A 13,015-nucleotide genomic window follows, 5' to 3' on the forward strand; every position below is an offset into this window, starting at 1 on the left:
CTTGACCGTATTTCTCACCCGGCTCTCTGGCAAGACCTCCAAGGGTCAGCGGCCGAATGCCTTCCGGTACGCGGACGGGGAGGTGCGCATCGAGCGGCTGAAGTGGTGGCGGAAGGTGACCGGGCTCTCGAAACCGACGGCGGCCCCGACCTCCTCGACCGGCGCCGTGGCCGACTCCAGCAGTGGCAGGCTGGCCGCGATCCGCTGCGCGATCACCCAGCGCAGCGGGCTGGTCCCGGTCCTGCGGTTGAAGTGGCGGACGAAACTGCGCTGCGACATCCCGGCGACCCGGGCCAGCGTCGCCACCGTGATCGGGCGGGAGAGATTGGCCAGCGCCCATTCCATCGTCCTGGCCACGGCGTCGTCGTCCTCGACGGGGGCGACGGCGGCCTCGATGAACTGCGCCTGGCCGCCCTCCCGGTGCGGCGGCACGACCAGCCTCCTGGCCACCGCGTTGGCGATGCCCGGGCCATGGTCGCGGCGGATGAGGTGGATCAGCAGGTCGATGCCGGCCGCGCTGCCCGCGCTGGTCAGAACATCGCCGTTGTCCACGTACAGCACGCCGGGATCGACGCCGACCAGCGGAAAACGTTCCTGGAGCAGCTCGGCGTACCTCCAGTGCGTGGTGGCCGACCGGCCGTCCAGGAGGCCGGCCGCCGCCAGGACGAAGGCCCCCGAGCAGATCGACACGATGCGGGCGCCCCGCTCGTGCGCCCGTCGCACCGCGCCGATGAGCGCGGGGGAGACCTCGGCGCGGACGTCCGGCACGCCCGGGATGATCACCGTCCGTGCCTCGGCGAAGACGTCCAGCCCGTTCGTCGCCTGGATGGTGAAGCCGCCGACCGCCCGCAGCGGGCCGTCGTGCTCGGCGCACACCACGAGGTCGTACCACGGGACGTCCAGCTCCGGCCGGGGAAGCCCGAAGATCTCGACGACGCACCCCAGCTCGAACGTGCCCATGCCGTCGAAGGCCAGAACCGAGACGGTGCGATTGCTGTCATAGCGCCGGAGCATGGCTGGATATTAGCGACATTAGGCATTCATGCCACTCGTGGGGGCGTGGGGGCGCACTGCACCATTCATGGCAGGAACGAGTTGGAGGTAATCCCGAAATGTCAGCAGTTCTCGCCACCCTGGCCGCCGACCTGGCCGCCGCCGTCACTCATTTTTCGGCTCGTCTGTCGTTCGAGACGGACGTATCCGATGTCCATGCCGATCTCAGCGCGGGCGACGCGAGCATCGTCGTGGTCGACTCGCGCAGCGTGGAGAGCTGGCTCCAGGGCCACATCGAAGGCGCGCTGCACCTGCCCACGGCGGAGATCGCCGCCCGCGCGCCAGCGGTCGTCTCCCGCGAGGTGACCGTGGTGACGTACTGCTGGGGGCCCGGATGCAACGGCGCGACGCGCGCGGCGCTGGAGTTCGCCAAGCTCGGCTATCGCGTCAAGGAGATGATCGGCGGCTTCGAGTACTGGGCGCGCGAGGGCTTCCCCGTCGTGACCGGCTCCGGTGTGGAGAGGCGGCCCGCCGACCCGCTGACGGCTCCCGTCCACGCCGTCGCATGCGGCTGCTGACCTGGTTACATGCGGTCGCTGACCGCGGACCCGGGCTTCACAGGGTGCGCAGGTCGATGGCGTCGGCCATCGCCTGGTAGCCGGCCGGGTTGGGGTGGAGGTGGTCTCCGCTGTCGAAGCCGGGCCGAATCCGGTCGGGGTCGGCGGGGTCGGCGACGGCGCGCTCGAAGTCGACGACCGCGTCGAACGCGCCGCTGGTGCGGATCCACGCGTTGACCGTGTCGCGGATCCGCTCGGCCTCATCAGTGAGGTACGCGTACCCCTTGGCGGGCAGGAGGGTGCCGCCGATGATCCGTACGCCGTGCGCGTGGGCGGCGCGGATGAGCTGCCGGTAGCCGCCGATCAGGTCGTCGGCATCGACCTTGACCGCGGGCGTGGTGCAGGGCGTGGGTTCCTGCAGGCCCAAGAGGATGTCGTTGATGCCCTCCAGCACGATCACGCTCTTGACGCGGGACCGGTCGAGCACGTCCCAGCGGAAACGCGCCAGTCCCCGCTCGCCCAGGCACGCCGAGTCGGTGAGCAGCCGGTTGCCGGCAATACCGAGATTGAGCACCGGCCGCCGGTTGGCCAGCCTGTGGGCCAGCGCGTCCGGGTAGCGGTCATCGGCGTCCTGGGTGGCGCCGTACCCGTCGGTGATGGAGTCGCCGAAGGTCGCCACCGCTGCCGCGTCGCCGTACACGTCCACTCCGGACAGGTAGAACCAGGAGCTGTTGGTCTCGGCGAAGGCGGTCGCGCCGAGGTCGCTGAGATGATCGCCACCGGCCCGGTAGGAGGTGGCCTGCGCGAGGTTGTGGTAGGTGGCCGGACCGGTGCTGCCCTGGAAGTACAGCGTCACGGTCAGCCGCTCGCCCGGCTTGACCGCGAGCCGGACGGGATCGCCGGCGGCCTGCCCACCGGCGGGGATGTTCACGGAGGCGGAGCGCGCGAAGGTCAGCGGTCGGAGGGTGCCCGCCCGCACGGCGGCGCCTGTGCCGGTCTTGCCCACGCTCGCACCAGTGAGCCGGAGCGGGGTGCTGCCGTAGCGGTTCGACAGCCGGATCCGGAGCTTTGAGCCGCCGGCGGTGACCCGCACCACCTGGCGGACGGAGTGGTTGGCGAAACCCTTCTCCGCCCAGGTGGGATACCAGACGTCGGCCGACGGCTGCTGGACGGCGCTCGCCCATCCAGCCGTCCATGTGCCGGTTTCCGCGTCAGCGGGTGCTGGTAACGCCGTCAATGCGGCGATCAGGGCGGCGGCGGTCGCGATTTTCCACACGTGCGTGCTCCTTTCAGTCGAGGACAGGGAAGTTGGCGCGGAAGACGCCATAGGGATCGCGATGGCGCTTGATCTCGCGCAGCCGGGCCAGGGTGCCGGCGGGGAAGGCTTGGGCGGCGTTCTCCGCCGGTGCGAGGAAGGTGTACGGTTTGCGCCCGCTGACCGCCTGGCCCAGTGCCTCGACCAGGGCCGCCTGCCTGGCCCGCACCCCGTCGGCCAGGTGGGGCAGCCGCAGGCCGAGCAGGTAGAGCATGTACGGCTCGGCGAGCGCGCCACCCGCGCCGCCGGCGGGATCGGCCTCGGCCAGCGCCCCGCCCAGATGCCGGACCTGCAGGTTCAGCAGCGGCGCGAGGTCGGCACCGGCGAGCGTCTCCAGCGTCGCCGCGTCCAGGCCGGTCAGCAGTTCGGTACGGGCCAGCATCGGGCTGGGCTCGATCGGCTCGGCCGCGATCGTGCCGAGGTCGGCGAGGTCCATCAGGCCGCGGCTGTCGGAGAGGCTGCCGCCGATCTCGTCGAATACGGCCAGCAGCGCCTTGGCCTCCGCATCGTCGCCGAGGTAGGTCACGTCCACGGTGACCATCGGCGGGGCGGGCGGCGGCGGGGCCACACGGTTGATCCACACCGACAGCTCGCGCGGCGCGTCCGCGGTGATCTGGGCGAAGGCGTTGAACACCTCTTCCGTGCGGGCTGCCGGCCAGACGATCCGCCCGCCGTACACGCTGGGTGCCGGATACAGCGCCAGCTCGATCGAGGTGATCAGCGCGTAGTCGCCGCCACCACCGCGCAGCGCCCAGAACAGCTCGCTGTCGGAGTCGGCGGTGACCCGCACCTGCTCGCCGTCGGCGTCGACGATCTCGAAGGCGCGCACCGAGTCGGCGGCCCAGCCGTACCGGCGGCCGAACCACGAGAGCCCGCCGCCGGCGACGAACCCGGCGACCGTCACCGCCGGGCTGCTGCCGGCCGGCCCGGTGAGGCCGTACTTGCCGGTCTCGGCCAGTACCCGGCCCCACCGCACTCCGGCACCGACGCGGGCGACGCGCGCCTGCGCGTCGACCTCCACCCGGTCCAGGCGGCCGGTACGCAGCAGGATCACCCCCTGCACATCGCCCGAGGCGCCATGGCCCGACGGCTGGGCGGTGACCGTCAGCCCGGCTTCGCGGGCGTATCGCACCAGCGCCGCCACATCCGCGGCGTTCTCGGCCTCCACCACGGCGGCCACCGGCTGGTGGACGCCCACGGCCCACGGCCGGGCCGCCTCGTCGAACCCGTCCTCGCCGGGGAGCAAGACACGCCCCCGGACGGCGTTCCGCAGATCCATAGCTGTCGTCTCCTTCAGGGACTATCAGGGACTATCAGGGAATTCAGGGACTACCAGGGCATTCGTCGACTACCAGGGAAGAGGGCCTTCGTGCTGGACGAAGGTGGCGGTGGGGCCGTCGGCCTCCAGCAGGGCCATGGCCACGATCGGTGCGGCGCCCTCTTCGGGGGTTTTGATGCCTTCGTTGTGGTTGATGTCGGTCTTGACCCAGCCCGGATCGACCGTGTTGACCTTGATCGGGGTGTCCCACAGTTCTTTGGCGTAGGACACGGTGATCATGTTCAAGGCGGCCTTGGAGGAGCAGTAGGCCAGGTTGAGCATCGGCCACAACGGATGGCCGCGGTCCAGGGTGCGGCCGATCGAGCCGCGCTCGCTGGAGACGTTCACGATGCGTCCCGCCGACGAGCGGCGCAGCAGCGGCAGCATCGCGTTGGTGACCTCGATGACGCCGAACACGTTCGTCTCATAGACCTGGCGGGCCTGCTCGACCGAACTCTGGCTGGGCGGCCCGTCGGCGAAGGTGATTCCGGCGTTGTTGACCAGGATGTCGAGCCTGCCGTACTCCTGCTCGATCCACGTCGCCGCGGCTCGGATGCTGCCCGCGTCCGTGACGTCGAGCCGCACGTACGGCAGGCCGAGCAGCTCGGCCCCGGCACGTCCCCGCTCCTCGTCACGGGCACCGATGATCGCGGTGATGCCCCGGTCACCGAGCTGACGGGCGACCTCGAAACCGATGCCTTTGTTCGCGCCGGTGACGAGGGCGACCGCTACCATGCCGCACCCGCGATCTGCCGGGTGGTGGCGTTGAGCCTGTTCCACAGGTTGACGGTGGAGACCGTCATGATCAAAGCGGCGAGTTCGGTCTCGGAGTAGTGGTCGGCGGCCTCATCCCACACATCGTCGGCGACCTGACCGCCGTCGGCGAGCCGGGTGACCGCCTCGGCCAGTGCCAGTGCGGCGCGTTCCGCGTCGGTGAAGTACGGGGCCTCGCGCCAGGCGGCCACGGCGAAGAGCCGCTCGTCGCTCTCGCCCTCCTTGCGCAGGTCCTTGGCGTGCATGTCGACGCAGACGCTGCACCCGTTGATCTGGCTGGCCCGCAACAGCACCAGGTCGGACGTGACCTTGGGCAGTCCGGCCTGGTCGGTGGCCTTCTGCAGGTTCATGAGCGCCTGCATGGCGCCGGGCAGGACGATGGCGGGGTTCTTCATGCGTGCTTGCATGGTCTGTCTCCTTGAGGGTTCTGGTCGTTGTCGCTCACATGACTAGGGCGAGCGGGGAAATGTGACCGGCGCGCCGTACGACCAGCATCAAGGGGGCGATTAATACATCCGCGATGCATCGACGATGTGGTGATTCGCGATGGATATAGACTCCTGCGGGTGCTCGGCGGGAATGTACGTTTCGCGGTCCTGGGTCCAGTGGAGGCGTCGGCTGAGGGCCTGGAGCTTCCCTCGCTCGCTCCACGTCACCGTGCGTTCCTGGGGTACCTGCTGCTGCATTCCGGCACGGTGCTGAGCGTCGAGCGGCTGAGCGAGGCGATGTGGGGGCCGACGCGGCCGGACACCGCCAGGGCGCAGGTACACGCCGCGCTGACGGCGATCCGGCGCACGCTGCGCGCGGCGGGCGCGGTCCACCTGCTCGAGACCCGGCCGGCCGGATACGTGATCACTCCGGAGCCGGGACAGCTCGACCTGCAGGAGTTCACCATGCTCGTGGCCGAGGCGGAGTCCGAGCCGGCCGCGGCCGTACGGACGCTGCGCGAAGCGCTCACCCTGTGGCGCGGGCCCGCCTTCGCCGACGTCCAGGCCCACTTCGCCGAGAGCGCCAGGGCGCGGCTGGAGGATCGGCGGCTGACCGCGATCGAACGGCTGGTGGAGCTCGAGTTCGCCGCCGGAAGGCATGAGGAGCTCATTGACCAGCTGGCCGCCGAGCTGACCACGCATCCCTTACGTGAACGACTGGCCGGGCAACTGATGCTGGCCCTGCACCGCGCCGGGCGGCAGACGGACGCGCTGGCCGTCGCGCGTGGCTACCGCCGCAGACTGGCCGATGAGCAGGGGCTGGATCCGGGCCAGGCCTTCCTGGCCGTGGAGGAGACCGTCCTGCGGGGTGAGCCACCCGCGGCCGCCACGATCCGGCCCACGGAGGGTGAAGAACCGCCCGCCGCCCCCGCCAGATCTGAGGCGACCAGGCCCGAGGCGGCCTTCCTGCCCTACGACATCCCCGACTTCGCCGGTCGCTCCGTCCAGGTGGAGGAGCTGTGCGAGCCGGCCTCCCAGGCGATGACGATCTCCGCGATCGACGGCATGGCCGGCATCGGCAAGACGGCACTGGCCGTCCATGCCGCGCATCGGCTCGCCGGACGATACTCCGACGGTCAGCTCTTCATCGACCTGCACGCGCACACAGCGGGCCAGCGGCCGCTCGAGCCCGGGAAAGCGCTGGAGGTGCTGCTGCGGCAACTCGGCGTGCCGACCGAGCGCATCCCCGCGTCCATGACGGAGAGGGCCGCGCTGTGGCGAGCCGAGCTGGCCGGCCGCCGGGTGCTGCTGGTGCTGGACAACGCCGCCGATGCCGCCCAGGTCCGGCCCCTGCTGCCGGGCGCCTCGAACAGCCTGGTGCTCATCACCAGCCGCCAGCGGCTCACCGACCTGGATGGCGCGCGGGCCCTGTCCATGGACGTCCTGCCCCTGCCCGACGCCTTGGCGCTCTTCACCGGCATCGTGGGCGAGCGCGCGTCCACCGAGCCCGAGGCGGTCACAGAGGTCCTGCTGCTGTGCGGGTTCCTGCCGTTGGCCTTACGCATCGCCGCCACCCGCCTGCGGCACCGCCCTCGCTGGAGCGTGGACCATCTCGCCGAACGCCTGCGTGACGAGCGCCGCAGGCTCACCGAGCTGACCAGGTCGGAACGCGGCGTGGCGGCCGCGTTCACTCTGTCGTACCGCCAGCTCACGGCTGATCAGCAGCGCCTCTTCCGCCTGCTCGGGCTGCATCCCGGCCGTGACGTCGAACCCTACGCGGCCGCCGCGCTCGCCGACCTGCCCGTGGAGCGTACTGAGGACGTACTGGAGGACCTGCTGGACGCGCACATGCTCCAGCAGCGCGCCTTCGGCCGCTACGTCTTCCACGACCTGCTCCGCCGGTACGCCGCGGAGCTGGTGGCCGAGCAGGAGCGGCCGCAGGCCAGGCACGCGGCGCTGACCCGGCTGCTCGGCCACCAGCTGACCACGGCCTCGGCCGCCATGGACGTGCTCTACCCCGACAGCGCACACCGGCGACCGCGCATCGAACAAGCCACGCCGCCACCGGTCCCCCTCCATGACGCGGCCGAGGCGTTGACCTGGCTGGACGCCGAACGAGCCAACCTCGTCCTGGCCGCCGATCGCGACGTGGCGCACACCAGCCTGCTGGCCACCACGCTGTACCGCTATCTCTACGACCACGCCCACCACGACGATGCCCTCGCTCTGTACGGCAAGGCGCTGGAGGCAGCCCGGCACCGTGAGGATCCGGCCGATGAAGGGCGGGCGCTGACCGATCTCGGCTGGGTGCATCAGGTGCAGGGGCGCCATGGCGTCGCCCGTGAACACTTCGACCGGGCGCTGGCCGCCTGCCGTACATCTGAAGACCGGCGAGGTCAGGCACGCGCGCTGCTCGGCTTGGGCAGGGTTTGTATGGACGAAGGCGACCACGAGCGGGCCAAGGAGGCGAACCTGCGTGCCCTTGAGCTGTTCCGCGACATCGGCGACCGGTTCGGCGAGGCCGTGACGCTGGACTACCTCGGCATCGTCCATGAGCGGCTGGGACAGTATGCGCAGGCGGCCGGCCTGCATCGCCAGGCGCTGGAGCTGTCCCGAGAGATCGGCAGCCGGGGCGGTGAGGCCGACGCCCTGGACAACCTCGGGGTGGCCTGCACCCGGCTGGGCCGGCCCGCCGAGGCGCGCGGCCATCACGAGCAGGCGCTGGAGCTGTATCGACTCTTCGGCTACCGGCGAGGCGAGGCCAAGGCACTCAACAGCTTGGCCGAGGTCGCGGCGACCATGGGAGACCTCGATCAGGCCGTACGCCTGCACACCGCGGCTCTCGATCTGGCCGTGGAGCTCAGCAACCGGAGCGAGGAGAAGCGGGCCCGCGAGGCCATCGCCCAACTCCTCTCCACTCCGGAGACCTTCAAGGGGCCTGGCAGTCTTTTGCGCGTTTTCCCGCGCTGAAAGTTCCTGAACCGGTACCCGTCGGCTGTTGATCGCGTACCGGCACGAACAGCTTTCACGATTTGCCATCACCGGGGCGGAGACAACCAACGTCCGGGGTAGGGCCTCATTGCGAATCTACCTTGTAAAGGCGCTCAACTGGGAGCAGGACGCTCCTGTGGCGTGGATGACTCCTCTGCATAGTTCCACCGGGCGCCCCGCGCGGTGCTACAGGACCGCGCCCGTGCTCTGCCGGCGGCGTTTGCGCGGCTGGGGCGGCTGGGGTGGGGGTTGCTTGCTGAGGCGTTCGAGCTCGATCGCGAGGGGGCCGGCCACGAACGATGACGACGCGGTCCCCACCACGATGCCGAAGATGAGCGCGATGGCGAAGTCGCGCAGCGTGTCACCGCCGAAGACGGCCAGCGCGGTGAGGATGAACAGGGCGCCCAGGCCGGTGTTGACGGTACGCGGCACGGTCTGCAGGATCGCTGCGTTGACGATGCCGGGGAAGCGTGCTTGCGGCGAGGCCTGCCATAGTTCGCGGACGCGGTCGAAGACCACCACCTTGTCGTTGATCGAGTAGCCGACGATGGTCAGCATGGCTGCCAGGAAGACCCCGTCGATGGGTTTGCCCAGCCAGGCGAACAGGCCGAGCACAGCGAGGGTGTCCACGACGAGGGCCATCACGGCGGCGGCGCCGAACGTCCAGCGGAATCTGACGGCCAGGTACAGCAGTTGCGCCGCCAGCGCCACGGCGAGCGCGATGAGCGCGTTGCGGCGCAGTTCGTCGCCCAGGCTGGGGCCGATGAGCTCGTCGCGTTGCTTGGTCACTTCGCCGAGCCGGGTATCGAGTGCCTGCTCGATGGCGGCGGCGTCGTCGGCGCTGATCTGGCCGGCACGCACGGACACGCTGGTGCCGGAGCTTTGCACGTTGGCCGCCGGGTGGCCGGCCTCGGCCACCGCCTGCCGCGCGGTCTCGGCGCTCACCGGTTGCGCGGCTGTGTACTGGAGCATCCGACCGCCGGTGAACTCGATGCCGAGGTTGAGCCCGTGCAGGGCCAGCCCGGCCACGGCTGCGGCGACCAGGGTGGCGGCCGCGGCCAGCCACCGTCGGCGCCCGGCCATCAGGGACGGGTTGCGCCGGGTGATCCAGGCCCTGACCCGGCCGTGCACCGCCAGCCCGGACAGCCGGGCCAGCCGGGGGCTGGTCCCGCTGAGGATGAGGTGGGTCAGGACACGGGTGATGAGCATGGCGGAGACGAGTGAGGCAAGGACGCCGACGGCCAGCGTCACACCGAATCCGCGCACCGGCCCGGAGGCCAGCCAGAACAGCAATCCGGCGGCCAGGAGCGTGGTGATGTTGGAGTCGGCGATGGCGCTCCAGGCGTTGGCGAAGCCTCGGTCGAGGGCGGCGCGCAGGCCGCGGCGCGGCGCGCGGCCATACTCTTCACGCGAAAACTCTTCACGCGCTCGCTCGAAGACCAGCACGTTGGCGTCGACCGCCATGCCGATGGCCAGAACGAACCCGGCCAGGCCGGGCAGGGTGAGCGTCGCGCCGAGGGCGAGCAGGGCGGCGTAGGAGATGAGCCCGTAGGCGGCCAGCGCGAGGGTGGCCAGCAGCCCCGACAGCCGGTAGGTGAGGATGATGAACAACGCGGTGAGCAGGACACCGGCGATGCCCGCCTTGGCGCTGGCCTCGATGGCCTGCGCGCCGAGCGTGGGGCCGACGGTGCGCTGCTCGATCAAGGTGAGCGGGACGGGCAGGGCGCCGCCCTTGATCAGCACGGCCAGGTCTTGTGCCTCCTGGTGGGTGAAGGAGCCGCTGATCTGGGTGGATCCGCCGGGGATGCCGATCTGGCAGGGCACGCCCGCATCGACTTGGGGCGAAGAGATGATCTCGTTGTCCAAGACGATGGCGACCCGCCGCTGGGGGTTGCTCGGGCTGTGGCAGGCGGCCTCGCCGGTCAGCCGCTGCCAGGCGGCGGCGTCGCGGAAGTCGACGGTGGCGAACCAGCCCGGCCCCTGCTGCGGGTCGTTGCGTGCGGCGGCGTCGCTCACCCCGTCGCCGGCGATCGCGGCAGGGCCGAGCCGCAGGCGTTGCCCGCCTTCGTCGGCCAGGACTTGCCCGGATGCGCCGATGCCTCCGCTGGTGGGGGTGCCTTGATCGGCGCTGGTGTCGTCGGCTTGTTCCAGGACCGGGTGGAAAGTGAGCTGGGCGGTCTTGCCGATGACTTCGGCGGCCTGGCGGGGGTCGAGCACCCCGGGCAGCTCGACGATGATGCGCCGATCGCCGGAGCGCAACAGGGTGGGGTCGACCACGCCGAGCGCGTCGGCGCGCCGGCGCAGCACGTCCAGGGCACGGTCAGTGGCCTCGGCGTCGGCCTTGACTGTTGAGGCGTCTCGGGTTTCGAAGACGAGTTGGGTGCCACCGCGCAGGTCCAGCCCTAGACGCGGCGGTGTGGTGACGGTGAAGAGCAGTGCGGTGGCGGCGATGGCGCACGCCGCCACCGCGCGCCAGAAGGGCGCGCGGGACATGAAGCCTCCACGGGCTGTCGAAGAAGGAAAGGGGACGTCAGCGCGTCGTGGAGGGTGGCGCTCGGGCCGGCGCCTGACGGGCGGGCGGCTGAGGTGCCGCGGTGAAAGGCCGGGCGAGGGCCGTCAGGGGCCGCGCCCGTGGGCCGGGCCGTTCGGTGGACGGCAGTACGGCCGGCCACATCGGCAGCGCGGGTGCGCTGCGGGCGGGATGCAGCCGGGGCAGGGCCGCGTCCTGCACGGCGTGCTCGGACGGGCCGCTCCACCAGGTCGCAGGCGTCGCGGTGACGGGCGGCTGGGCGCTGCCAGGCGCGGGGCTCAGCAGGAAGGCCGACAGCAGCAGGAGCAGGACGGCGGGCAGTCTGCTGCGCACGTCTCCTCCTGGCAGGTTACGGGTCGGGTCTTGGCGGTCACCGTACCCCGGCCCCGGCGCGGATCGCACCTGCGATGGAATGGCATGCCCTTTCTCGCGCCGTCTGGGCTATGGTCTGCCCTATGACGGGACCGTGGAGAACACCACGAGGGTCCATCGCGTTCGCCGGCGTGATGGGTCTGGTCCTGCTGTGCTTGGTGCTGGCCGGCGCCACCGGCAGTGCGAGCGCCGGCCCGATCGCGCCTGAGAATTCGCTGTCCGGCCTGGCATGGAGCCCGGGCGGTGGGGGCGGTGACCTGCCCGGTCTGCCCCCGCAGGCGGGTAGCGCCCGTGAGCACCACGTGCTGGCGCTGTGGCCGCCGTTGCGCGGCGAGCGTCACGATGAGGCCGCTTATTATCTGGCGCTGTTGGCGTCGCCTGGCTCGAAGGTCGATGAGCTCCGCGATCCGCAACAGCTCGCGCACCGCACCGCGGGATCGCGCAGCCCGCCGCTCATCTAGCTGACGCCACCTCTCTCCGAAGGGCTGCGGCCGCTCGTGCCGTGGATCCTGACGCCGCATGTCCCGAGCCCATGGACTGCGCCCTGGTGGGGCCGGCCCATGCTCGCCGTCGCCTTCGGAGCCCTCTCGCGGTCCCTGCGGCAGGGCCGTGTTCCTGTACTGCCTTCCTTTGGCCTCAGCAAGGAGCCGATCATCGTCATGTCCGTTGTCGAATCAGTTCACGCCTGGTCGCGGCTGGAGCGGCCACATCCGGCATCGCCGGGAGGTGCGAGGTGAGCACCGCGCAGTGCTTCGTGGCGCTCGACCTGGGTACCGTGCTGCGGGACGCCCAGGTATCGGGGAGCCGGCCGCGACGGGTGCTGGCCGGCGTGCCGGTGGCGGCCTCGCCGAGCGATCGCGGGGCGGTCCGCGCCGCGGTCGCCCTCCAGCTCAACGCCACCACCGCCGAGGGGCTGGTGTCGTATGCGCTGGAGGGCGTCATCGAGATGACGGCGGGCCTGGTATGTCGGCTGCCCGCCGCTTCGCGTCCGGCCGCGCGCGAGCGGGGTCTGACGGTCACCGGCGGCGGTGCTCACCAAGAGCAGCTGCTGGCCCGCCTCCGCGCCGCGCTTCGCAAGAAAGGACCTTCGATCATGACCGACAGCCACGCGACCTCACACCTCAGCGGCGTGCAGCTTGAGTCGCTGCGCCAGGACCTGACCCAGCAGCAGGAGCAGCGCAGCCGGTACCTGGATAGGCTGCGGGCACAGGAGCAGGACGGTAGCGGCGCCGACGGCACCTGGCAGGAGCTCCTCGCCTCGATCACCGCCGCCGAGCGCGCCGTCGCCGAACTCGCTCAGGCCTACGACAGGCTGGAGGCCGGCAGCTACGGCCGCTGCGGCCACTGCCAGGCGGCCATTCCGTTCGAACGGCTCAAGATCCGGCCGCTGGCCCGCAACTGCATCGACTGCCAGCGGCGGCACGAGGCCGCCTGACAACCAGTGAGAGGGGAGCGGGGTCGCCCCGCCCCCTCTGAGCACCTGGAGCCGCACATGATCACATTGGACCGCCTGGTGAACGTGCTCGGCGGGTACGGCGTACGGTTGTGCGGCCGTCCCGAGACCCGCTCGGCCTGGCTGCGCAGCGTGGCGGTGCCGGATGCCACCGACCGCCACGTCACCGGTGATCTGCTCCTGGCCGTCGGCCCGACACTAGGGACTTCCACCCCTCCGACGGCGGCGGGCTGGTGCGGCCGAGCCAGGAGCGCACCAACCGCCCCTCCTCTCCCGCCTTGGCC

11 protein-coding genes and 1 pseudogene are annotated in these 13,015 nt (G+C 71.0%); 5 read left to right on the forward strand and 7 right to left on the reverse strand.

Annotated elements, in window-relative coordinates; translation table 11 throughout:
- Positions 1-45 precede the first annotated feature (45 nt).
- Positions 46-1,014 (reverse strand): transcriptional regulator FtrA, encoded by a 969-nt coding sequence (ftrA, locus tag AB0B61_RS35480; protein WP_358441473.1) that lies wholly within the window; start codon positions 1,012-1,014, stop codon positions 46-48.
- A gap of 98 nt (positions 1,015-1,112) precedes the next feature.
- Here ftrA and AB0B61_RS35485 point away from each other — a divergent pair, with 98 nt between their 5' ends.
- Complete coding sequence (locus tag AB0B61_RS35485; protein WP_358441476.1) at positions 1,113-1,571, forward strand: rhodanese-like domain-containing protein; 459 nt, start codon at positions 1,113-1,115, stop codon at positions 1,569-1,571.
- Between the two features lie 37 nt (positions 1,572-1,608).
- Here the strand turns inward: AB0B61_RS35485 and AB0B61_RS35490 are convergent, their stop codons facing one another.
- The 4 genes from AB0B61_RS35490 to AB0B61_RS35505 all read right to left on the reverse strand — a co-directional run bounded on the left by AB0B61_RS35490 (position 1,609) and on the right by AB0B61_RS35505 (position 5,364).
- Positions 1,609-2,826: an SGNH/GDSL hydrolase family protein gene (locus AB0B61_RS35490; RefSeq protein WP_358441478.1), complete on the reverse strand. Its 1,218-nt coding sequence runs from the start codon at positions 2,824-2,826 to the stop codon at positions 1,609-1,611.
- A gap of 13 nt (positions 2,827-2,839) precedes the next feature.
- A complete protein-coding gene (locus AB0B61_RS35495) occupies positions 2,840-4,144 on the reverse strand; it encodes an FAD-dependent oxidoreductase (protein ID WP_358441480.1) in 1,305 nt (434 codons plus the stop codon).
- 69 nt (positions 4,145-4,213) lie between these two features.
- Entirely contained in the window at positions 4,214-4,918 is a 705-nt protein-coding gene (locus AB0B61_RS35500; protein ID WP_358441482.1) for an SDR family oxidoreductase, read from the reverse strand.
- The gene (locus AB0B61_RS35505) at positions 4,912-5,364 is read right to left on the reverse strand and encodes a carboxymuconolactone decarboxylase family protein (protein ID WP_358441485.1); all 453 of its coding nucleotides are present in this window, start codon (positions 5,362-5,364) and stop codon (positions 4,912-4,914) included. The genes AB0B61_RS35500 and AB0B61_RS35505 overlap by 7 nt, the downstream gene beginning before the upstream one ends.
- Before the next feature lie 159 nt (positions 5,365-5,523).
- Here AB0B61_RS35505 and AB0B61_RS35510 point away from each other — a divergent pair, with 159 nt between their 5' ends.
- On the forward strand, positions 5,524-8,355 hold the full coding sequence (locus AB0B61_RS35510) for a BTAD domain-containing putative transcriptional regulator (RefSeq protein ID WP_358441488.1): 2,832 nt from the start codon (positions 5,524-5,526) through the stop codon (positions 8,353-8,355).
- Positions 8,356-8,562: 207 nt separating this feature from the next.
- On the opposite strand, the gene secD is transcribed toward AB0B61_RS35510, so the two are convergent.
- Positions 8,563-10,869, reverse strand: a complete 2,307-nt coding sequence (gene secD / locus AB0B61_RS35515) for a protein translocase subunit SecD (RefSeq protein WP_358441491.1) — start codon at positions 10,867-10,869, stop codon at positions 8,563-8,565.
- Between the two features lie 37 nt (positions 10,870-10,906).
- Positions 10,907-11,239 carry a hypothetical protein gene (locus tag AB0B61_RS35520; protein WP_358441494.1) on the reverse strand — a complete coding sequence of 111 codons (333 nt, stop codon included), beginning with the start codon at positions 11,237-11,239 and terminating at the stop codon, positions 10,907-10,909.
- A gap of 122 nt (positions 11,240-11,361) precedes the next feature.
- Between AB0B61_RS35520 and AB0B61_RS35525 the strand changes: the two genes are divergently transcribed.
- The 3 genes and pseudogenes from AB0B61_RS35525 to AB0B61_RS35535 all read left to right on the forward strand — a co-directional run.
- Positions 11,362-11,739 carry a hypothetical protein gene (locus AB0B61_RS35525; RefSeq protein WP_358441496.1) on the forward strand — a complete coding sequence of 126 codons (378 nt, stop codon included), beginning with the start codon at positions 11,362-11,364 and terminating at the stop codon, positions 11,737-11,739.
- A gap of 272 nt (positions 11,740-12,011) precedes the next feature.
- Positions 12,012-12,713 carry a TraR/DksA C4-type zinc finger protein gene (locus AB0B61_RS35530; RefSeq protein WP_358441499.1) on the forward strand — a complete coding sequence of 234 codons (702 nt, stop codon included), beginning with the start codon at positions 12,012-12,014 and terminating at the stop codon, positions 12,711-12,713.
- Positions 12,714-12,770: 57 nt separating this feature from the next.
- Positions 12,771-13,015: pseudogene (locus AB0B61_RS35535) on the forward strand (PucR family transcriptional regulator); the annotation flags it as partial.

Source organism: Nonomuraea sp. NPDC049158, from assembly GCF_040648335.1.
GTDB lineage: Bacteria > Actinomycetota > Actinomycetes > Streptosporangiales > Streptosporangiaceae > Nonomuraea.